The sequence below is a fragment of the Streptomyces sp. NPDC020490 genome (assembly GCF_044335305.1).
Lineage (GTDB): Bacteria > Actinomycetota > Actinomycetes > Streptomycetales > Streptomycetaceae > Streptomyces.
Genome location: NZ_JBIRUY010000018.1, coordinates 60,516 through 81,462, shown reverse-complemented (window position 1 = coordinate 81,462; position 20,947 = coordinate 60,516). Strand labels below are relative to the sequence as shown.

Annotated in this window: 19 protein-coding genes; 12 read left to right on the top strand and 7 right to left on the bottom strand. The window is 71.0% G+C overall.

Going from position 1 to position 20,947, the window contains the following annotated elements; genetic code table 11:
- The first annotated feature begins 29 nt into the window (after window positions 1-29).
- Both ACH4ZX_RS20115 and ACH4ZX_RS20110 read left to right on the top strand, forming a co-directional pair.
- A complete protein-coding gene (locus ACH4ZX_RS20115; protein WP_398274179.1) occupies window positions 30-1,043 on the top strand; it encodes a TerC family protein in 1,014 nt (337 codons plus the stop codon).
- Window positions 1,044-1,181: 138 nt separating this feature from the next.
- Complete coding sequence (locus tag ACH4ZX_RS20110) at window positions 1,182-2,015, top strand: alpha/beta fold hydrolase (protein ID WP_398274176.1); 834 nt, start codon at window positions 1,182-1,184, stop codon at window positions 2,013-2,015.
- Between the two features lie 84 nt (window positions 2,016-2,099).
- Here ACH4ZX_RS20110 and ACH4ZX_RS20105 read toward each other — a convergent pair whose 3' ends face one another.
- Genes ACH4ZX_RS20105 through ACH4ZX_RS20095 form a run of 3 tightly spaced genes read right to left on the bottom strand, consistent with a single transcriptional unit; the run spans window position 2,100 to window position 3,378 of the window.
- Window positions 2,100-2,321: a DUF397 domain-containing protein gene (locus tag ACH4ZX_RS20105; RefSeq protein WP_398274173.1), complete on the bottom strand. Its 222-nt coding sequence runs from the start codon at window positions 2,319-2,321 to the stop codon at window positions 2,100-2,102.
- A 48-nt stretch (window positions 2,322-2,369) separates the two neighbouring features.
- Window positions 2,370-2,501 carry a DUF397 domain-containing protein gene (locus ACH4ZX_RS20100; RefSeq protein WP_398274397.1) on the bottom strand — a complete coding sequence of 44 codons (132 nt, stop codon included), beginning with the start codon at window positions 2,499-2,501 and terminating at the stop codon, window positions 2,370-2,372.
- Window positions 2,461-3,378: a Scr1 family TA system antitoxin-like transcriptional regulator gene (locus tag ACH4ZX_RS20095; RefSeq protein ID WP_398274394.1), complete on the bottom strand. Its 918-nt coding sequence runs from the start codon at window positions 3,376-3,378 to the stop codon at window positions 2,461-2,463. The genes ACH4ZX_RS20100 and ACH4ZX_RS20095 overlap by 41 nt, the downstream gene beginning before the upstream one ends.
- Window positions 3,379-3,554: 176 nt before the next feature.
- On the opposite strand from ACH4ZX_RS20095, the gene ACH4ZX_RS20090 reads away from it, so the two are divergent.
- The 9 genes from ACH4ZX_RS20090 to ACH4ZX_RS20050 all read left to right on the top strand — a co-directional run bounded on the left by ACH4ZX_RS20090 (window position 3,555) and on the right by ACH4ZX_RS20050 (window position 12,729).
- Window positions 3,555-4,010, top strand: a complete 456-nt coding sequence (locus ACH4ZX_RS20090) for an ATP-binding protein (RefSeq protein WP_398274170.1) — start codon at window positions 3,555-3,557, stop codon at window positions 4,008-4,010.
- Window positions 4,011-4,114: 104 nt separating this feature from the next.
- Window positions 4,115-4,306 (top strand): hypothetical protein, encoded by a 192-nt coding sequence (locus ACH4ZX_RS20085; RefSeq protein WP_398274167.1) that lies wholly within the window; start codon window positions 4,115-4,117, stop codon window positions 4,304-4,306.
- 20 nt (window positions 4,307-4,326) lie between these two features.
- Window positions 4,327-5,112 (top strand): DUF2637 domain-containing protein, encoded by a 786-nt coding sequence (locus ACH4ZX_RS20080; protein WP_398274164.1) that lies wholly within the window; start codon window positions 4,327-4,329, stop codon window positions 5,110-5,112.
- A gap of 180 nt (window positions 5,113-5,292) precedes the next feature.
- Entirely contained in the window at window positions 5,293-5,997 is a 705-nt protein-coding gene (locus tag ACH4ZX_RS20075; RefSeq protein ID WP_398274161.1) for a Crp/Fnr family transcriptional regulator, read from the top strand.
- A 141-nt stretch (window positions 5,998-6,138) separates the two neighbouring features.
- Window positions 6,139-6,933, top strand: a complete 795-nt coding sequence (locus ACH4ZX_RS20070) for a hypothetical protein (RefSeq protein ID WP_398274159.1) — start codon at window positions 6,139-6,141, stop codon at window positions 6,931-6,933.
- Window positions 6,926-9,271: a hypothetical protein gene (locus tag ACH4ZX_RS20065; RefSeq protein WP_398274156.1), complete on the top strand. Its 2,346-nt coding sequence runs from the start codon at window positions 6,926-6,928 to the stop codon at window positions 9,269-9,271. Before ACH4ZX_RS20070 ends, ACH4ZX_RS20065 begins: the two co-directional genes overlap by 8 nt.
- A complete protein-coding gene (locus ACH4ZX_RS20060; protein WP_398274153.1) occupies window positions 9,268-10,362 on the top strand; it encodes a hypothetical protein in 1,095 nt (364 codons plus the stop codon). Before ACH4ZX_RS20065 ends, ACH4ZX_RS20060 begins: the two co-directional genes overlap by 4 nt.
- Window positions 10,355-11,956 carry a DUF4407 domain-containing protein gene (locus tag ACH4ZX_RS20055; protein WP_398274151.1) on the top strand — a complete coding sequence of 534 codons (1,602 nt, stop codon included), beginning with the start codon at window positions 10,355-10,357 and terminating at the stop codon, window positions 11,954-11,956. Before ACH4ZX_RS20060 ends, ACH4ZX_RS20055 begins: the two co-directional genes overlap by 8 nt.
- 128 nt (window positions 11,957-12,084) lie before the next feature.
- Window positions 12,085-12,729: a Pycsar system effector family protein gene (locus ACH4ZX_RS20050; RefSeq protein WP_398274148.1), complete on the top strand. Its 645-nt coding sequence runs from the start codon at window positions 12,085-12,087 to the stop codon at window positions 12,727-12,729.
- Here the strand turns inward: ACH4ZX_RS20050 and ACH4ZX_RS20045 are convergent.
- The gene (locus ACH4ZX_RS20045) at window positions 12,710-13,744 is read right to left on the bottom strand and encodes a RimK family alpha-L-glutamate ligase (protein ID WP_398274144.1); all 1,035 of its coding nucleotides are present in this window, start codon (window positions 13,742-13,744) and stop codon (window positions 12,710-12,712) included. The two genes, ACH4ZX_RS20050 and ACH4ZX_RS20045, sit on opposite strands and share 20 nt — an antisense overlap.
- A 47-nt stretch (window positions 13,745-13,791) precedes the next feature.
- Here ACH4ZX_RS20045 and ACH4ZX_RS20040 point away from each other — a divergent pair, with 47 nt between their 5' ends.
- Window positions 13,792-15,708: an MFS transporter gene (locus ACH4ZX_RS20040; RefSeq protein WP_398274141.1), complete on the top strand. Its 1,917-nt coding sequence runs from the start codon at window positions 13,792-13,794 to the stop codon at window positions 15,706-15,708.
- Between the two features lie 158 nt (window positions 15,709-15,866).
- Here the strand turns inward: ACH4ZX_RS20040 and ACH4ZX_RS20035 are convergent, their stop codons facing one another.
- The 3 genes from ACH4ZX_RS20035 to ACH4ZX_RS20025 all read right to left on the bottom strand — a co-directional run bounded on the left by ACH4ZX_RS20035 (window position 15,867) and on the right by ACH4ZX_RS20025 (window position 20,945).
- A complete protein-coding gene (locus tag ACH4ZX_RS20035) occupies window positions 15,867-16,733 on the bottom strand; it encodes a hypothetical protein (RefSeq protein ID WP_398274138.1) in 867 nt (288 codons plus the stop codon).
- Window positions 16,734-16,852: 119 nt separating this feature from the next.
- The gene (locus ACH4ZX_RS20030) at window positions 16,853-19,558 is read right to left on the bottom strand and encodes a hypothetical protein (RefSeq protein ID WP_398274135.1); all 2,706 of its coding nucleotides are present in this window, start codon (window positions 19,556-19,558) and stop codon (window positions 16,853-16,855) included.
- Window positions 19,551-20,945 (bottom strand): hypothetical protein, encoded by a 1,395-nt coding sequence (locus ACH4ZX_RS20025; protein ID WP_398274133.1) that lies wholly within the window; start codon window positions 20,943-20,945, stop codon window positions 19,551-19,553. Before ACH4ZX_RS20025 ends, ACH4ZX_RS20030 begins: the two co-directional genes overlap by 8 nt.
- Window positions 20,946-20,947 lie beyond the last annotated feature (2 nt).

The window sequence follows — 20,947 nt, the reverse complement described above, 5'->3', positions numbered from 1 at the left end:
CGACCTCGTCCGAGGAGGCCGATCAACCAATGAATGGTCTGTCGTTCACCGTCCCGCTGTGGGTGTGGGCCGCCGTCACCCTCGTCATCGCCGTCATGCTCGCCGTCGACCTCATCGCCCACCGCGACAACCACGTGATCGGCTTCAAGGAGGCGGCCGTCTGGTCCGCGGTGTGGATCGCCATCGGCCTCGCCTTCGGCCTGGTCCTCCTGCTGTGGCAGGGCGGAGAGGCGTCCTCCACCTACTACGCCGGCTACCTGATCGAGAAGGCGCTGTCCATCGACAACGTCTTCGTCTTCGCGCTGGTCTTCTCCTTCTTCGCCGTTCCGGACGCCTACCAGCACAAGGTCCTGTTCTGGGGCGTCATCGGCGCACTCGCCTTCCGGCTGGTGTTCATCTTCGTCGGGGCCGAACTGCTCCAGCTGTTCTTCTGGACCGCCTACCTGTTCGGCGCGTTCCTGATCTGGACCGGCTACAAGATGGCCGTCTCCAAGGACGCGGAAGTCCACCCCGAGCGCAACCCCGTCGTCCGCCTGGTCAAGAAGATCGTCCCCACCGATACGCGGTACCACGGCGGCCTTTTCTTCACGAAGATCAGCGGACGCCGCGTGGCCACGCTGCTGTTCGTGGCGCTGGTCGCGATCGAGGCCACCGACCTGATCTTCGCCGTCGACTCCGTCGCCGCCGTCCTGGCCATCACGACCAACACCTTCATCGTGTGGACCGCCAACGCCTTCGCCGTCCTCGGCCTGCGCAGCCTGTACTTCTGCCTCGCCGGGCTCCTGCGCCGCTTCACCTACCTGCACTACGGGCTCGCGGTCCTGCTCGCCTTCGCCGGCGTCAAGCTCATCCTGTCCGAGACCCCCGTCGGCAAGCTGCCCATCCCGCTGACCCTCGGCGTCATCGTCGTCACCATCACCGTCTCCATCGGCTGGTCCCTGATCGCCACCCGCGGCCAGGACGGCGACGCCGCGCCTCCCGCCGACAGCCCGGCCCCGGACGGTGCCGAGCCCGCCCCGGCCACCCGCCACCCCGCCAATTGATTGAGCACAACTCAATTGCACGCAACTAAATGGGGTGCTACCTTTCCTGGTGTCGCACCACCCGCACAACGCACCGCACCAGGTCAGGGCCGGCAAGGGCCGCACCACCGCACGCACACCGAAAGGCAGCGACACACCATGGGCTTCATCACCGTCGGCCAGGAGAACTCCACCCCGATCGACCTCTACTACGAGGACCACGGCACCGGCCGGCCGGTCGTGCTGATCCACGGCTACCCGCTCGACGGCCACTCCTGGGAGAAGCAGGCGGCCGCCCTCCTCGACGCCGGCTACCGCGTCATCACCTACGACCGGCGCGGCTTCGGCCGCTCCAGCCAGCCCACCACCGGCTACGACTACGACACCTTCGCCGCCGACCTCCACACCGTCCTGGAGACCCTCGACCTGAACGACGCCGTCCTCGTCGGCTTCTCCATGGGCACCGGTGAGGTCGGCCGCTACCTGGGCACCTACGGCTCCGCCCGGATCGCCAAGGCCGCCTTCCTCGCCTCCCTGGAGCCGTTCCTGCTCAAGACCGACGACAACCCCGAGGGCGTCGACGGCGGCGTGTTCGAGGGCATCAAGCAGGCCGTCACCGCGGACCGCTACGCCTACTTCACGGCGTTCTACCAGGACTTCTACAACCTGGACGAGAACCTCGGCTCCCGGATCAGCGAGGAGGCGGTCCGCAACAGCTGGAACGTCGCCGCCGGCGCCTCCTGGTACGCCTCCCTGGCCTGCGTGTCGACCTGGACCACCGACTTCCGCGCCGACCTCGCCAAGATCGACGTACCGGCCCTGATCCTGCACGGCGACGCCGACCGCATCCTGCCGATCGAGGCGACCGCGGAGCCGTTCCACCGCGCGCTTCCGCAGGCCGACTACACCGTCATCGAGGGCGCCCCGCACGGCCTGCTGTGGACCCACGCCCAGGAGGTCACCGACGCCCTGCTCGCCTTCCTGGCCAAGTGACGAGCCGGCCCCCTCTCACCACCCGGTGAACCACCCGCACCCCGCCACCGCTCCCGCGATGGCGGGGTGCGCGTCGCATGCGCCTCAGTGGCGGTGGCCCCCGGCCTTCAACCCGCCTATGAACGCGGCCCAGGAGACGGCGTCGAAACACAGCGCCGGACCGTGCGGCACCTTGCTGTCACGGACGGGGACGACGGCCTCCCGGAATCCGTCGGCCACCTCCACGCAGTCGCCGCCCGCTTGATTGCTGTAACTGCTCCTGCGCCAGGCGGCGTCGGCCAGATCGGGACGGGAGATTCGCGCCACGGTAGTTCCCCTCCATCGTGGACCGGACCATGTCGAGGGACATGAGGGTCAGGGCTGCCGTCCGGCCTTCAACTTGCCTATGAACGCGGCCCAGGAGGCGGCGTCGAAACACAGCGCCGGACCGTGCGGCACCTTGCTGTCACGGACGGGGACGACGGCCCCCTGGAATCCGTCGGCCACCTCCACGCAGTCGCCCCCCTCCTGATTGCTGTAACTGCTCTTGCGCCAGGCGGCGCCGTTCAGATCGGGACGGGACATTCGCTCCACGGTGGTTGTCCTCCATCACGGATCGGATCACGTCGAGTGACATGAGCGGGGGCAGGGCTGCCGCCCGCAGTCGATCGTAGGCGAGTGCGAAACTCTTCACCTCGTCCGGATCCTCGATGAGTTGGCCGTAGTGCGCGCCCTCGGTGTAGGCGATGTCCGAGCCGTCCGGCATGGTGAGCACGGTGAGCGAACCGCCCATGACCTCGTGCTCACCCTGGTCGAACGGCAGTACCTGCGCGGTGACATGAGGCTCCGCTCCGGCCGTGAGCAGCCGCGCCAGTTGTTCCCGCATGACTGCCCGGCCGCCGACGGGACGCCGGAGCACCGCCTCGTCCAGGACCACCCACAGCTCCGGCCGGTCCGACCTGCCGAGCCGCTCCTGTCGCCCCATGCGAAGGGCGACCCGTTCCTCCAACTGCTCCTCGCTGCCCAGCGTCCGGCCGACTTTCAGCACCGCCCGCGCATAGTCCTCCGTCTGCAACAAGCCGGGCACCACGTGGGCCGCGTACTGCCGGATGGTGACCGCCCGCGGCGAGTACTCCATGAACTTCCGCGACCAGTCCGGGAACGCCTCCCGGTACACGTAGGGCCACAGCTCCACCAGCAGGTTGTCGGCGCCGAGCGCAGCGTCCAGCGCACGCGCCAGCTCCAGCGTGGGCTTCGCGCCGGAGGCCCGCTCGATCTGGGTGATCCGGGTGCTCACGACGTGCGTCTTCGCCCCGAGTTCGGCCTGGGTCAGGCCGGCCGCCGTACGGAGCCGGCGCACCCGCGCGCCGAACAGGGCCGCCATGGAAGCGCTGGGATCAATTCCGTTGGCCAAAGCGTCACTTCCGTTCCTTATGGCCTGAAAGGTAAGCCTGTGTCACCTGTTGAGCGTAGGGCGATCGTACGACCCTTGAGTGCGGAACGTGACGATCCGTGCACGCACGGGACGTATGGCTCGACAGGATCAAGGACGGACAGGCCGTGCTGACTACAACGACCACCCCGGCGGAGGACCCCCGGCGGACGACGGGCTTCGCAGAGCGGTTCGCGTGCTCACCGCGAGGCGCGCGACTTGCCCGACGGCTCACCGTCCGGCGTATGGAGGAGTGGGGGTACCCGCCGGAGTGCGACCTGTCGTGCGCGGTCGCGCTGGTCGTCGGCGAACTCGCCGCGAACGCCGTGCGGCACGGCCGGGTCCCCGGGCACGACTTCGGCCTCCGGGTCGCGCTGGACGAGGCCGCGCGCCTGGTCCGCGTCGAGGTGTCGGACGCGGCCGCCGGCAAGCGGCTTCCGGCGGCCCCGCCCTCGTCGTGCCCCGAGGGTGAGTCGGGCCGGGGACTGCTGCTGGTGGACGTCCTGTCCGTGCGCTGGGGCTCGGCGCCCCGTCGGCCGGTGGGCAAGACGGTGTGGGCGGAGTTGGCCGTCGAGGCCGAATGACACGTCTTACGATGAAAATCTCTTACTGGCGATTTCCCGCCCAATGTCACTCTTTTGCCGCGCATCTGGAGCACAGGCAGCCGCGTTAGCGGGACATGACGAAAGTGAGTCCCCACGGCCTGCCTCACCGCGGCGCGAGGCAGGGAAACGGGGCCGACGCCGGTGCGCGGACCGAGCTTCCGGTCGTCGACTCGCTGCTCAGCGAGTTCCTGACGCTGCTGGAGGCGGCCCAGAAGGAACTCCACGAGCGGTGGAACGTCCAGAAGGACTCAGGTCGGCACACAGACCGCGCGTAAACGGGGCTGGTTTTTCATTCATGGAACACGACTATGCCGATCCCTCCTTCCCACGGCGGGAACGGTATTCCGATGACCATGCGTACGCGGGCACCTATGAGTCGGACACCGCCTGGCCCGGCCGTCCCGGCGACACCCTGCACACGGGGGTGTCGCTGGTGCCCCCGGACTCGGGCTGGGACCCGGTCGAGGAACTCGCGTATCTGCTGCAGGAGGCGGTGCCGGGGGAGCAGCCGGCCGGTGTGCCGCCCCCGCGCAACGAGTCCGCACCGGACGGCGACTTCGCCGACCCGATGCAGAACCTGGCCAAGATCACCGCTCAGTTGCCGCCGCTCCGGCGGACGTCCGCCGGGCACCGCAGGACGCGGGACCGGAAGAGCGGCCGGGCGAGGCTGCTGCAGACCGGCAGCCTGCTGATCGTCGCCTTCGTCGCCGTCATCGTCGCGGTGGTCGACATCCTCGGCGCGGTCGTCTCCTACGGCCCGCTGCAGAGCATCACGGCCGACGCGGACGGCGGGACGGTGTCCTGGTGGCCCCTCCTCGTGTACGGGCCCTGGACGGTGGCCTCGCTCTCCATCCTGCGCACCGCCCTGCACCGGCGCCGGGCGCTGCACTCGTGGCTGATCGTGCTGCTGTTCTCGTCCGTGGCGATGACGCTGTGCGTGGCCCAGGCGGACCGGACCTTCACCGGAGTCGCCGGAGCTGCCCTGCCCGCGGTCGCGTCGCTGGCGTGCTTCCAGCAACTCGTCCGGCAGGTCACGCTGACGCTCCCACCGCGCCAGCGCACGCCCCGCCACCGCCAGTAGTGATCGCGAATGGCGTCGAACCCTTCCGTACGGGACCCCTGTTCGGTCATATCCGGCTGCAAAGCAAGGAAACAGGCCACATTCCGTCGACTTTGTTTTCCGGTACACGACCCGGCGGCAGCATGGTCGGGCATGTGAACGGCGTCTGCCGCGCCGTGGGGGAAAGCGTCGGGGGTACTGGTGAATCACGCGTGGCCGTCGTCCACTTTTCTCGGCCGGTTACAGGCCAGGACACGGGAAGAACTTCTCCGTCAGGGCACCCCGATCACCTACCCGACGCACCGCACCCTGCTGCAACAGGGCGACGAGAGCCGGCACGCCCTGCTGATCACGAGCGGCGTCGTGAAGGTGGTCGCCAGCGCGGAGAGCGGTTACGACATGCTGCTCGCCGTCCGGGTCGCGGGTGACCTGGTCGGCGAGATGGCGGCCTTCGAGGAGCGCCCCAGGTCCGGCACGGTCATCGCGTGCAGCGACGTGACCGCGCGGATCATCCAGGTGCAGGCGCTGGAGGCGTTCCTCAGCCGCCACCCGGACGCCATGCGGGCCATCCTCCACATGCTGTGCGCCCGGCTGCGCTGGGCCAACCGGCGGCGGATCGACTTCCAGGCCTACGACTCGCTGACCCGGCTCGCCCGCGTCCTCGCCGAGCTGTCCCAGGCCTACGCCCAGCCCGTCCCGGACGGCGACGGCACACGGTGCGACCTCGGCGTCACGCTCACCCAGAAGGAACTCGCGTCCCTCGCCGGACTCGCTCTCAACACGGCCGAAAAGAATCTGGCGTTGCTGACGTCCATGGGGCTGGTGGAGCGCAGTTACCGCAGCATAACCATCTGTGACGTTCCAAAACTCCTTGAATTCGCCAAAGTCGTGGCCGACAACCCGTAGTGATACGGGATCACTTCGCGCGGGCTCTCCTAGCCTCTCGGACAGCACTTCGTGGGCAGTGCCTGCCCTTTGCACGCCTGCCCAGAGAGGAATGATCGGGTGGTTGAGTGGCCCGGGTTTCACCCCTGCACCTGTATAGCCGTGGACGCGCAGGCCTACGGCGGCAACAACGACCGTAGGCAGTCCGAGATCCAGCACGACCTGCCGCGGTTGCTGGACCGCGCGGCCAGGAGCGCCGGCCTGGACCGCGCGCAGTGGCAGATCCAGCGCAAGGGCGACCAACAGCTCGCCGTCCGCCCCCTGGACGGCGCGGAACCGCGACTGGTCGACGACTACGTCCGCCATCTCGCCGCCGAACTGCGCGAGTACAACGCCCAGCGGGTCCCCGAGGCCCGGATGCGGCTGCGGGTCGTCATCCACCAGGGGCTCGTGGAGCTCGCCGACAACGGCTTCGCCGGATCGGCCGTGGTGGCGGCCGCCCGCCTGCTGAACGCCCCCGCGCTCTACGACGCCCTGGCCGCGCACCCCGCTGCCGACCTGGTGCTGCTGCTGTCCGACGACGTCTTCCGCTCGGTGGTGGAGGGCGGTCACACCAGCCTGCGCGTCGAGGACTTCACCCGTGTCACCGTCCAGGTGAAGGAGTACCGGGCGGAGGCGTGGCTGCGCGTGCCCGGCATCGTGCCCGTGACCGTACCCGGGCACGTACCCGTGCCCGGCGCACGCACCACCGACTCTCACGAGCCCGGGGCCGCGGAGAGGGGGAAGCCCGCGGCCCCGGCACCGGGGGAGCCCGCGGCGGACCGGTCGGGGCCGGCCGCCGCGGGCGCCGCGGGCATCAGCAACGAATACCGGGCCGACAACATCAACGTCACCAACGTCGCCGGCGACGTGGACGCCCGCGGCGCCGTCTTCGGCTTCGGAGGCGGCGGTGGCTGACACCTGGGACCGTGACACCCGGGACCGTGACACCCGGGACCGTGACACCCGGGACCCGGACGCCGAACCGGCCGTTCCGCCCGTACCGCCGGTCCCGGCCCCCGACGACGACACCGCGCCGCCCGCCCCGGACGACGCCGGTGACGCCGGCTCGCAGGCCGGGGAGGAGTCCCACGGCCCGGACGGCGGCACGAACGGCGGCCCGGACGCGCGCCACGACCACCGTCAGCAGCCGGACGAGCGGGCGGAGGACGACCGCGGCTACGACGATCTGCGCCGCTTCCACCAACTCGTCAACAACAACTTCTACGGCACCGTCGACGCCTCCGGAGCGGCGTTCGGGTTCGGCGCAGCGGCGTCGCCCGGTCTCGCCCCCGGCGTCATCGAACCGGCCGAGACGGACCGGGCCCTGCGGGTCTACGTCCCGCCGCGGCCCTGCTTCGACGAGGCGTTCGACAAGCTGCGCCGGAACGCTCTCGTGGTGCTGACCGCGCAGGAGGGCAGCGGCCGCGGCGCGGGCGCCCTCGCCCTGCTCAGGAAGGTCCTGGGCAGCCAGGCCGAACTGCGCAGCCTGTCGCCCGCCAACGCCCTCGCCGAGCTGGCCGCCTCGCCGAACCTCAAGCCGAAACAGGGCTACGTCATCCTCGACTACGTCGGCGAACTGCACGTCGAGGCCGTGCAGACGTACGAGATGGGACGGCTCAGCGAGGAACTCCGCCGCCGGGGCTCGTACCTGGTGATCACGGCGGGCGACCCGGCCCGCCGGCGGCTGGCGCTGCGGGACCACTGCGTGCCGTGGCGGGCGCCGGACCCCGTGGCGCTGTTCGAGCACTGCACCCGGCAGCTGCCGCCCGCCGTCGTCGAACCGGACACCGAGCGGGAACTGCTGCGGCGGGTCGGCGAGCAGCAGCGTCCGGCGGACGTAGTCGCCGCGGCCGTGGCCCTGTCGCGCGAGGGCGCGGAGGCGGCGCTGGACATGCTGCGGGACCGGCACCAGGACCGGGTCCGGGAGTGGTTCAGCAGACAGCCGCCGGCGGACGACCTGCTCCCGCTCGCCGCCCTGGCCTTCCTCGAGGGCATCCCGGAGCGGACGTTCGAGGAGCAGTGCGCCGCGCTCGCCGCCCAGGTGCGCAACTGGCGGCAGAGCGGTGAGACGCCGGTCGCGGAGCCCGACGGCTCGCCCGAGGACCTGCTGACCGGCGCGGTGGCCGACCAGTCCCGGGCCCGCTGGCGGGACCGGGCGGTGGGCATCGTCACCACCGAACACCGCCCCGGCCCCGGCCGGGACGGCATGCGCAGCGAGCGGCGCCTGGTCTTCACCTCCCCGCGCGTCCGCGAACTCGTCATCGCCGAACTGCACGACCTGTACGGCTACGCGCTCTGGTACCCGCTGCGCAAGTGGCTCGGCGAACTCGCCCTGCTGGGCGACCTGGACACCCGGACGGAGGTGGCCCGGGGCGTCGCCCTGCTGGCCCGGTACGCGCTCGCCGACGTGGACGAGAACCTGCTGAAGGTGTGGTCCGAGGGCGTCATCAGCCAGCGGGTGACCGCCGCGCTGACGCTCCAGTTCATGTGCGAGGCCGAGCATCTGGCCCCGCAGGCGCTGAACATCGTCGTCGGCTGGGTGGACAACAACGGTCCCCGGCGAGCCGTCACGGCGGCCATGGCGCTGACCGGCCGCCTGGGCACCCTCTACCGCCTGGAGGCGCTCAACTGGCTGTGGTTCCTGACGCAGCGGGGCGAGCGGATCGCGTTCTCGGCCCGCCGCTCCCTGGTCCTGCTGCTGCAGACCGCCGAACAGGACCCGCAGCGTGCCCTGTTCACCGTCCGGTACGTCCGGACGGTGATCGGGAAGACCGCGCCGGGCTCCCGCGAACGGTCGATCGCGCTGCGCACCGCCGTCCAACTCCTGGAAGCCACGCGGCTGGAGGCCCCCGAGCCGGTCACCGCGGCACTGCTGCGCGGCGTCCCGGACAGCGCCCGCCACCTCGGGGCGCTGTGGGCGGACGTCCTGCACAGCGGCAACCGGAGCCGCGCGGTCAGCGCGCTGTGCCGCACGCTCGTCGACCTGCGCGACGACCCGTCCGTCACCGGCGCCGTGGGGCGACTCGGCGAGGCCATGCGCAACGCCATGAACCAGCGCCAGTGGGCGGCCCTGTGCCACCACCTGTCCATCGCCCTGCGCCACCCCGACTACGCGATCCCCGGCGCCCGCCGGCTCGCGCAGGTGCTCCTCGGATCACTGCGCGGCCGGCCGCCGGCCGACCCCCGGCGCTCCGCCGGGTCCCTCATATCCACCACTCCCTTTCCTTCCTCCCGAGGAGGCCGAAGCAAGTGAACTACCCGGTCATCGCCGAGCACGTCCTGGCCACCGTCCAGGGCAACTGGTGGTCTCGGCGTCGCCACCGCGAGGACGTGCCGCCGCTGCCGCCCGGCGCGGTCTACGTCTTCCGGGTCGGCGGGAACTACCGCACCTTCCCCGAGGGGATGGTGTTCGACCCGTCCCACCCCGACGTGCTCGAGGCGTCGTCGGTCAGCCTGGTCGACACCCGGGCGCGCCTGGTCGAGGTGGAGCGACAGCTCCCGTCGGTGAGCGAGGCGGACACCTTCACGATGCGGGCGTCGTTCACCTGCCAGGTGACCGACCCGACCGTCATCGCCCGGCAGGGCATCATCGACGTGACCGTCCCGCTGCGCGCCTACCTGATGGGCGACAGCGACCTGCCGAGGGTGAGCGCCGGGCACCGCGTGGAGGAGGTCAACGCGGTGCGGACCGAGGTCACCCACCGGATGACCGCCTACAGCGCGATCGTGCCGCCGCGGGTCGCGGGAACGAGCGTCGAGTTCGTCAGCGCCGAGGTGCACGCCTCGGACGACCTGCGGGACTGGGAGCAGAAGCTGCGCGACGCGCGGCGCGACTGGGAACTGCGGCGCGGCAAGCGTGCCTTCGAGACGCAGGACGCGCTGCAGATCGCGGAACTGCTCGCCCAGGGGTCCGACCACGTGGACGCCTTCGGCATCGTCCGGGAGGAGATCGACGTCACCGAGGCGGCGGCCCGCATCCACCGGATCGCCGACGAGGAGTCGGCCCGCCGCGACAAGGCCGACACGGCGGACCGGGCGCACGCGCACGCGCGGGAGACGGCGGAGGCGCAGATGCGCCGCGACATGGTGCTGACGCTGCTGCGGCAGATGAGCGGCAGCGAGTACGTCGACTATCACCAGGTCCTGGAACAGGTGCTGCGGGAGACCGGCGGGCAGGCCGGTCAGGCCGCGCCCGGCCTGACCGGCATCGGCATCGGCGACGGCGCCGACGGCCGCATGGTCGAGTCGGGACGGCCCCGCCCCGACCGCACGACGCCGGGCCGGGGCGGCTCGCACGACCCGCGGGGCGGCTTCGTCACGGACGAGGACGATCTCGTTGACTGACTTCCTGACGAACCCGGTCACGTCTTCCGGCACGGCTTCCGACGTGGCTTCCGGCGCGGCCTTCGGTGCGGCTGCTGGCGTGGCTTCCGGCGCGGCCTTCGGCACGGTGGACGACCGGGCGACGATCGACGGGGCCGCCGCCGCCCGTACCGCCCGCCCCCGGACCACCGCCGGCCCGCCGCCCACCGCCGGCCTGCCGCCCACCGCCGGCCCGCCGCCCACCGCCGGCCCGCCGCCCACCGGGGGTCCGGACGACGGCCCCTCCGCCCGCGCCGCCCGCCGCTCCCGTCGCTCCGCCCGCGCCTCTCGTCGCTCCGCCGGTGTCGACCTCGACGCCGCGCGACGGCTGCGCGCCCTGACCGGCGTCGACGAGGAACTGCTCGGCAGGATCAGGTACGAGCGGAGCAAGTACACGGCACTCGGCGGGGTGGTGCTCGGGACCTCCGTCATCGCGGCGTTCTCCATGTGGAACTTCGCGACCGAGGCGATCGGCAGGGTCTCCTTCGCGGCCGTCGTACCGACGGTCATCTGGATGCTGTTCGTGCTCAACCTCGACCGCTGGCTGGTCACTCCGCAGCCGAACGCGCGGCGACGGCTCGGCCCGCTCCTCATGCGCCTGCTGATCGCCCTGATGCTCGGCGCGGTGATCGCCGAGCCGCTCGTGCTGCGCATCTTCCAGACCGCGGTGGAGGAGCGCATCGCCGACGAACGCACCGGCGTCATCGACGAGTTGCGCACCAACCTGGTCCGCTGCAACCCCGTGCCGTCCACCATGACGGTGGTGACGCCGGAGGGCTGCGACAAGGGATACGTCCTCTCCTTCGGCGCGACGCCCGGCGAACGGGCCGAGGAACTGGCGTCCCTGCGCTCGGACGCCGCGTCCCTGCAGAAGCGGGTGGACAAGGACACCACCAGGCTGGAGGCCATCGACTCCGAGGTGCGGGACGAGTGCCGCCGGCTGATCCGCATCGCCGCCACCGGCCTCTACCAGCGGACGTCCGAATGCGAGCGGCTGCGGGACAAGGCACGGGACTACCGGACCACCCACCGCACCAGCGAGAACGAGCAGCGGCTGGCCGGCATGAACAGCCGCATCTCGAAGATCGAGTCCCAACTGACCTCCTCCCGCGGCGCGTTCCTCAGGGCCCGGGCCGACGGCATCCAGCAGCGGCTGGACCAGGAACGCGCCGAACAGAAGGAGATCGGCGTCCTGGAGAGAATCCGCGCGCTTGACGAACTGGCGAGCGGGAACCCGGTTCTCTTCATGGGCATCTGGCTCGTCCGCCTGCTGTTCGTCCTCCTCGACGCACTGCCGGTCCTGGTGAAGTACCTGAGCGGCGAGACGGCGTACGACCGGATGCTCACCAGCGAGAGCAACAGCGCCGTCAAGATCCACAGCGAGGAGGTCCGGCTCGCCGAACGCCGGGTCATGGCGGATCTCGAGATCGCCCAGGACGCCATCGAGCAGAAGGTCCGGCGCCACCGCGCCGAGTCGGAGGCGGCGTTCCGCGAGCACACGGCGGAGATGAACATCCGGGTCCGGCAGGCGGTGAACGCGCTGGAGGACGAGATCCGCCGCTCGTCGACGGTCTGACGCACCCGCCGCACCAAGAACGGCACGTACCACGAGGAGCACACACCAGGAACAGCAGTGAGCACGGCGGCCGCCCCGCACGTACGCCGGGGCGGCCACCTGCCATCGACGGAAAGGACGGGGAAGGCATGACCACACGGCAAGGCGGCGACACCGGAACGGCCCCGGCCCCGGCCCCGGTTCCGGCCCCGGCCCCGGTTCCGGCCCCGGCCCCGGTTCCGGCCCCGGCCCCGGTTCCGGCCCCGGCTCCGGCCTCGACACCGCCCCCGGACGCCCGCACCGCGTCCGACGGGGGCGCGGCACTCGCCAGGGTCCTGCTGTCCGAGGCGCGCGAGGAACTCGTCAAGGCCGACAACAAGGCCGGCCTGCTGCTGGCCTCCCTGGGCGCCGCCCTGACCGCCCTGCTCGGCGCGATCGGCAGCGGCGTCATCGCCCCGCGGCAGTACGCGGTCGTCCCGCAGCTCCTCCTCTGGGTCGGCTGCGCCGCCTGCGCCCCGGCGCTCGTGCTGCTCGGCCTGGCCGTGACCCCGCGGCTCGGGGACCCCCGCTCCTCCCGCAGCCACTACTTCGGCGACACGAGGCCGGCGATGTCGGCCGCGCACCTCGAACGGACGGTCCGCGTTACCGACCCCGTGTCGCGGGACCTGAGCCAACTGGCGGCGCTGTCGGAGACCGCCTGGACCAAGTACCGCTGCATTCGTCAGGCGCTGGTGTGGGGCGCGGTCTTCTTCGCGCTCACCCTGCTGGGCATCGTCATGGGAGTGTCGACCTGACCGGGACGCCGCCCGAGGTCTCCTCCCGCTTCCTCGACTCCTTGACGACGTCGACGAGGTCGCGGACGAGACCGAAGAGTTCACGGCCGAGCGAGCGCCCGGCGGCGGCGAACAGTTCGGGGTAGAGGCCGGGAAAGGTGTTCTCGTCCACGATGACCGGCCGCCCGTCGCTCACGATCAGGTCGAAGCCGACCAGCGGCAGGCCCAGAGCCTGCTGGGCACGCTGCGCGAGCCGGGCGTACGCCGGGGGAACCTCGCAGCCGTCCACCTCGCCGCCGGCCCCCTCGGCGTCGTACACCTTCACCGCGTCCGCGGACAGCCGGGCGAAACGGTGCCCGCGCTTGCGATAGCCGTACATCAGCGTGCCGTTGACGAAGGTGGTGCCGGTCCAGTCCGCGGGGTCGTTGGGGTAGAAGCGCTCCAGGAGGAAGGCGCTCTCCGTGGTCGCCGCGAGGGTGCTGTCCAGGTAGTCCGCGAGGTCGCGCAGGGTGGCGAAGTCCTCGATCAGCAGGACCCCCTGCCCGAAGGATCCGCGCCTGGGCTTCAGCAGGGCACGGCCCCACTCCGCGACGACGGGTGCGGCGGCGGCCGTGTCGTGCCGGTCGAGCAGGATCGTGTCGGGCACGGGGAGGCCGGCCCGGGACAGCCGCAGGTGCGCCCGGTACTTGTCGAGGCCGGTCGAGAAGCGCGCCGGATCGGGGACCACCGGGATGTCGAGGCTGAGGGTGCGCAGCGCCTCCATGGCGTAGCTGCCGGGGTCCCGGGACAGCCAGGCGTGCCAGAGGTACAGGTCGAGGTCGTTGAGGCAGACGTCGCCGCAGTGGACCTTGCCGTTGCGGATCCAGGACCGGCTGATGTCCAGACCGTGGCGGAACTCGACGTCCGTGAGATCCGCCAGCAGTTCCATGAGCAGCGCGTGGTCGTCGGCCGGGATCCTGTCGGCCTCCGGGTGCGCGGGCGCCGCCCCCGGCCCGCCGCGGCCGGCGGGCGTCAGGAAGGTTCCCACTCTCAGCACGGGCGAAGCCCTTCCGGGAAGCGGCTGCGGGTTCGTCTCGGGTCCCCGTGTCCGGCACCTGTCACCTCACCTCACCTCACCTCACCTCAGCACACGCCGCCGAACGCCGCACCTCGGCCCAGTGCGACGCCGACGCCTACGCCGACGCCTACGCTGGCGCGTCCCGCGGGAACGAACGGCGCACGACGTGCACCCTGGACTACCGGAGCGAGACGCCGCCCCCCATGCTCGGACGACAGAAGGGCACCGTGAAACGGCGAAGGAGAGCGAGGCGGACCGGCGCAGACGCAGACGCCGACGCGGGAGCCGCACAGGATGTCAGGACGCTGCTCGTCCTGCTCTGCGTCGAGAGCTTCCTGATCAACTACACCTCGACCGCCATGAACGTGGCGCTGTCGGCGATCGTCAGGGACCTGCACACCTCGCTGACCGGCGTGCAGTCGGCGATGTCCCTGTACGCGCTGGTGGTCGCCGCGTGCCTGATCACCGGCAGCAAGCTCGGCGCACGCCACGGCTACGCGCGGGCCTTCGTCGTCGGCGGACAGATCTTCGCCCTGGGCGCACTGATCACCGCCCTCGGCCCGAGGCTGCGGTTCATGCTGTTCGGCTGGTCCCTCCTGCAGGGGATCGGCGTGGCGCTGATGCTCCCGGCGCTGGTGTCGATGCTGACCGAGGCCTTCACCGGAGCCGCCCGGACGAAAGTCCTGGCGACCCTGGGCATCATCGCGGGCGTCGCGTCGGGGGCCGGTCCCGTGGTGGGCGGCCTGATCACCAACTACGTCGACTGGCGGCTGTCGTTCCTCCTGGAGACGGCCATCACGCTGGTCGTACTGGTGCTCATGCGGTGGAGGGTGAGCCCCGGGCGCTTCCCGGCGCGCCCCGGACAGCGCTTCGACGTCCTGGGAGCGGTGCTGTCCGCAGTCGGCTTCGGGCTGCTGGTCGTCGCGACCCTGCTGGGGAGCCGATACGGCCTGATCGAGGCCCGGGAGGACTTCGAGGTCTTCGGCACCACCGTGCTCCACCGCGGCCAGGTGTCCCCCGTGCCCCTGTTCGCCGGCGCCGGGCTGGTGGTCCTGGTCGTGTTCGCCGTATGGGAGCGGCACCTGATCAAGCACGGCAGGGACCCGCTGGTACGGCTGTCGGTGCTGCGCAACCGCACGATCCGGGCCGGGACCCTGACCATGGTCATGCAGATCCTGGTGCCCACCGGCATGTACTTCCTGGTGCCGGTCTTCCTGCAGACGACGGCCGGGTTCGACGCGCTGGGCAGCGGAGTCACGCTGATCGCGGTGCCGGTGGGCCTGATGGCGGCGGCCCCGGTGGGCGCCGCACTCGTCGGGAACGGCCGGATGACCCACCGTACGGCCCAGATCTGGGCGTTCGTCTCCATGGCCGGCGGCTGCGTCGCCGTCGCCGTCATGTTCGACCCGCATCTGCGGGAGGTGCCGGCCATCGGCCTGGCGCTGGCCCCGGGTCTCCTCCTCGTCGGCATCGGCCGGGGCCTGGCCACGACGGCGACCGACCTCGTCCAGTCGGCCTCCCCGCCGGAGCAGGTGAGCGACGTGACGGGCCTCAGCCGCACCGCCGGCTACCTCGGCAGCTCCTTCGGAGTCGCGCTCGCCGGCGCGTTGATGACCACCTCGCTGCTGTTCGCCTTCGAGGTGGGCACGAACGCCAGCACGGTCCTGTCCTCCGGCCAGAAGCAGTACGTCCAGCAGACCCTCGAACACCAGGTCCAGATCACCGCCGCCTCCGACGACGAGGTACGCGCGAAGGCCGAGTCCCGGGGCGTCACGGGCGCGGAGGCCGACGAACTCGTACGCATCAACACCCGGGCCAGAGGCCAGGCCCTGACCGCCGCCTCCCTCGCCATGGCCACCCTGGCCCTCATCGGCCTCCTACTGGCGCTGAGGCTGCCCCGCGCGAGAACCCACGGCACCCGCACCGGCCGTCCGGCCCCCTGACTCGCGGACGGACACCGGCGCGGTCTGACCACGACCGTGTCCTCCTCCCGGAGCAGCGACAAGAACCGGTCAGGTGCCCGGCCCGCGGAAGCGGGTCGGGCACCTGACCGGTGTCACTCTGTCGGGGCGGCGGATGCCAACCCGCGACCGGGTTTGCGTCAGCCCACGCAGTTCGGGACGGGGATGTCGCTGCCGGCGCAGTTGGTGGGCTGGTTGCCCCTGACCCGGCTGGAGTTCAGTACGACGGTTCCGCCCGTGTTCAGCACACCGCCCGGCGCGGCCACGGTGGCCGTGTTGTTGTTGACGTTGGTGTCGGTGATGGTGGTGCTGCCACCGCCGACATTGGCGACGCCTCCGGCGCGGCGGGCCCGGTTCTCGTTGACGTTGCTCCGCACGATCTGCAGCGTGCCGTCGTTGGCCGCGCCTCCGCCGACGCCGGTGACGGCGGTGTTGCCGATGACACGGCTGCCGACGATGGTCATGTCGCCGTCGTTGGCGACGCCGCCGCCGTTGATGTTGGCGGTGTTGCCGGTGATGGAGGTGCTCTCGATCCGCGTCGTCGTCCCCGGCACCCCGCCGATGCCGCCCGAGTAGTTGGCGTGGTTGTCGCGGATGATGCTGCGGATGACGGTCAGTCGACCGTAGTTGGCGATACCGCCGCCGAAATCGGGCGCGTCCCCGTTCGTGAGGGCCACGTCATGAACGGTGAGATTGCCGCCCGCGCCCACCCTGAGGATTCCGAAGCGGGTAGCGGACGAACGGGTGATGGTGCTGTGGTTGCCGTCGATGACGAGATTGCCGGTGATCGTCGGCAGCGGTGCGGTCAGGGTATAGACGCAGCCCGGACTGAGGAGGAGGGTGTCGTCGCCGGTGGAGTTGGCATTGTCGATCGCGGTGGACAGAGCGGTCTCGCTGCAGTCGACGGTCGTCTGCGCCGAGGCCGGCGTGGCGGTGGCCAGCACTGTCGCGAGAGCTGCGGTGCACAGGGCCTGCGCGGCGAGCGCAGAAGATCTGCGGGTGAACATGGGTGACTCCCCTGGGTCCCGGAAGGCGGCTGCTCCCGGTGGCAAACGTCTTCGGAGCCGACGTCATGGGAGCGCTGGATATGGTTACCGCGGTGCCGGTGAAAGCGACCCTTCGCCGGTTACGGCATCCCCCGGATGCCGTAACCGTTTCCGCCTACCGGCCCACATCGCGGTGGCCGGGGTCCGGCCAAGCCGAGGTCCGCCAGGACTTGGTGAGCCAGTTCGAAGGGCCGGTTGCGGGGGCCGTGGGGCACGGAGGGGGCGGATTCGAAGCTGCGCTGTGCTGCGAGAGCTCTGGGCCCGACCAGGCCGGTGAGCCGGTGGTGCCGCCAGAGGGGAGTGGGCCGCCGGGCATCGACCACGATGAGGTCGGGCCGACGCCAGACGACCAGAGCCCAGGCTCCCCCGCCGGAGTCCGAGCCCGAGTCGGCCCAGGCCCCGACCAGGGGCGCGTCTTCGGCAGCGCCGACTGCTTCGAGTGCCACCAGCGCGGGGTTGCTGAAGCGGCCGGTGATGTGGAGCAGAAGCTGTCCGTGGCGGTGTACGTCGCGTCCCTTCTCGGTGAGGGACCATACGGCGTCGGCGAGGGGATCGTCCTGGACGACATCCGACGCGACATCTAGCACAGCGGCCTGGTCGACGGCAGGGCCGAAGGCCGTGTCGAGCAGCGCCGTGTATTCCGTGACGTACGCGGAGTCCACTGCGGGAAGCAGGTGGCCGACTGCCTGGGAAGCTTCGTTGAAGGCGATCGTCTCAGGGGTGATCTCGTAGCGTGGGGCATGGCTCCGGAGCACGGCGAGGGCGACCGCGGCGAGGCTTCCGACCTGGGGCTCGACGCGCCCGAGCACACGTTCGCCAAGGGCCCGGACCGCGCGGGAGAGCAGGGGAATCCAGCCGGTATGGGTCGGAGGCCAGGCGCCTGCCGCGACGTACCACAGGGTCAGCCGGACGACGAGCAGGCATTCCACAGGGCCCCGCTCGGGAGCGGAGGCGAAGGCCACCAGGCGTTCCACCAAGCGCTGGTATCTGCGCCGGACTTCCTGGTCGACCTGCCGGAGGTCGGGCAGCGTGGCGGTGGCCGTTTCGGCACCGGCTGCGGCGGGGTCGTGCTCCGCTGCCAGGGTCTCGGCGTCGTCCTCGTCGAGGGCGGCTTCGATGTCGTCAGTGAACCGCTCGTCCCAGGAGACTGGCAGCAGGTCCTGAAAGGGCGTGCCGGCGACCGTGGGCAGGGGGAGCCCGAGCGCGAAGCACGTGAGCGGGTGCCCGATGCGCCCGGCGCATTCGTCCAGGTAACGCTCCCAGCCGTCCTCGTCGCCGTCCAGCCGGGCCGTCGCGGTCTTACTGTCACTGCCCCGGCTGGCGGAGGCGCCCGTCGGCACGGGGATCAGTTCCGTTCGGAGGGTTTCCAGATCGCCCAGGATCCGTTCGGCGAGCTTGGGGTCCGTGAACAGCTCCGCAGGCTGTGTCGTGGGGGCCTGGTATGGGGCCGGGGTCATGCGGCGCAGCGCGCGGTCAGGGTCGACGACGAACATGATGTTGCCGAAACTCGGCACGCCGTCGCCGCCGACGACGACAAGGCGCACACGGCTGCCGGCATCCGCCGGGGCCGTCACAGTCTGAGTGGCCTGGCCGGCAGGGACGTCGGCGATGCGCTCCCATGCCTCCGGCGGTGCTGCCGCCTGGGACAACTCCAGATGAGCGGTGTCGGAGAGGGGCCGGGCCATGCTGATCTCCAGGCCGTCCGATGCGCGTATGGCGCCGAGCAACAGCGGTCCACTGCCGGCGGTGGGACGGGGGAGGGGCGCGGCCGTGCGCAGCCGGGCAGCGGGCTCCTCGGTGCCGCCGGGCAGGAGGGTGGAGGTGATGGGGGTGATGACGCCGAGTTCGCAGTTGCCGCCCTCGCCCTGGGAAAGCAGCAGGGCTGCGGCGGAAAGGTTCGGGCTGCCGGTGAGGGCCCACCGCTGCCCCCCGGAGGACCACTCGACGAGTTTCCCGTGGTGGTACCGCTGGTCGTTGTCGCTGACGACGCGTCCGTCGTACTCCTTCACGAGTGCGGCGGCCGACGGGCCGTCGAGATCGCTGAGTCCGGGCTGGTAGGCGAGGGTGAACCGGCTCGGACGGAAGCGTTCGAGCAGCTTCCGCAGTGCCATGGAGCGCTGGTCGTAGAAGGGCGCGAACACGGCCAGTTCGTCGACGGGCCCGTGCGGCAGCTGATCGATGATGGGCGAATGCAGGCTGCTGACCACACGGACCTGCGGCGCCGTGGGGAGCCTGTCGCGGTGAAGCCGGTCCAGTAGCGCTGCGACCCGACCCAGCGCCTGTGGCACACCGGCGGAGAATCTCACCTTCTCCGGCAGGTCGCGCAGCCAAGCCGACAGTTCCGGAATCGCTGCGGGACTCTGCTCGCCGCGCACCCGAAGTACCGTCCACAGCTCGGCGTTGGCCTGCCAGCCTGCCAGGGTGGTGTTGCCGGAGCCGAGGACGATCGTGGCGTGCTCCGGTCCGGCCAGAACCATCAGCTTGGGGTGGAACGCGGCACCGTGGGCGTACGCCAGACCGGCGAGGTAACTGCGACCGGCCCGCCGGACGGACCGAGGATCGTTCCGGGCCATGGAGACATCTCCCGCCACGGTGACGCGTGCGCCGGTGGCCTGGGTGACGCCGAGGGCGACCTCCTCGAAGAAGCCGAGATCGGCGGTGAAGCTGAGGAAGAGCGCTTCTTCCAGGCCGTGTCCGCTGGTGCGCTCCTCGTCGAGGATGAGGGTAAGCGGCGAGGCGAACGCGGTCGGTGGCTCCACTCCAGGTGCCGGTGCGGTCTCATTCAACGAGAGCCCTCCCGATACTGGTCACCGACCAGTGTTGATCGTGGTAGCGCAGTACGCCGCAGGTGGCCAGGACGGTCCCGAGCTGGTCCAGCCGCAGGCCGACGTCACCGCGCCCTTCCTGGCTGGTCCGGTACAGAAGCCCGCCGCGTTCATGCAGCCGGGTCGGCAGCCACAGCGAGCCGTCGGCGCGTCGGCGGGCCTTGGCCAGCGCGATGCGCTGCGACCGCGCCACCAGGTCGTAGGTGAGTCGGCGGGCGACGTCGCGCAGTTTCATGGGCCGGGCTTCGTCAAGCCGCCGCTGGACCCATTCCGGGCCGAGTTCGACACCACGCCGGCCGAGGAACGCGTCCCTGACCCGACCGGTGAGTTCGTCCACCCGACGGGCACCGGTGGCGAGCACCCGCAGTTCGGTGAGGGGCAAGGGATCACCCGCCCACCGCAGGTCGTGCTCGGCCGGCAACGGTGCTCCGGTCGTGCTCTGCGTCGCGGGAAGCGAGGACAGGAACGCGTCGACCGTCATGTCGGGCAGCTCCGCGGCGAAGCGGTCGGCCACTTCCTCGATCGGCAGCAGTCCGTCTACCTGCTCCACGAGCCAGGACCACAGGCGGCGCCACGCTCCGACGGAATAGTTCCGCAGCACCACTCCGCGCCAGGCACCGGCCGCTTCGATGCCGCTGGTCACGGCATCGGTGGTCAGGAAGTCACCGAACGCGAGCACATGGCCGATGTCGCGGGTGAAGCGGCGGACGGGATGTGCAGCGACCACACGAGCCAGAAGCCGAATCGTCTGTCGACGCGTCACCGAGCGGGAACCGGCCTCACCCGTCGCATCGGGCTCGCACATCAGGTTCGCCAGCCACGCCCCGTCGGGATGCTCGCCGCCCATGCACACGCACAGTCGGTCGCCGTACGAGGCGAGATCATCCACGTTCAGCGTTTCCTCGGCGGCAAGTTCGAGCAGCCCGGCCAGACCCGCGCGGAGTGCCGTCGTGTCGAGCCGCGGTCCCGGCACCGGCATGGGACCTGCGCCGAGAATGCCGAGTGCGATCTCAGATCCGGCGTACGGTCCCCAGAATCCCCACGAGTTGCGTACGTACCCGTTCCTGCCCGGGACCTCGGCCTCGGACATGGTGACCGTCCCAGCGTGCAGCCGCCGGGCCAGGGCATCGACCCCATGAGCGCGCGGCAGCCATTCCAGAGCCTGCGGATGGTGCGCGAATGACACGGCGGCCAGCGCCACTTCGGCGCGGCGCAGCAGAGTCTGCGCGGCCGGGACCGTCAGGTCTTCCGCATCGCATTGCGCCGCGATCCGTCCATGCAGCGCGTAGTAGCGCGCGTGCGGAGTCACCGCGGTCACGCCGGGCACCAGGTGATCGACCATGCGCATCA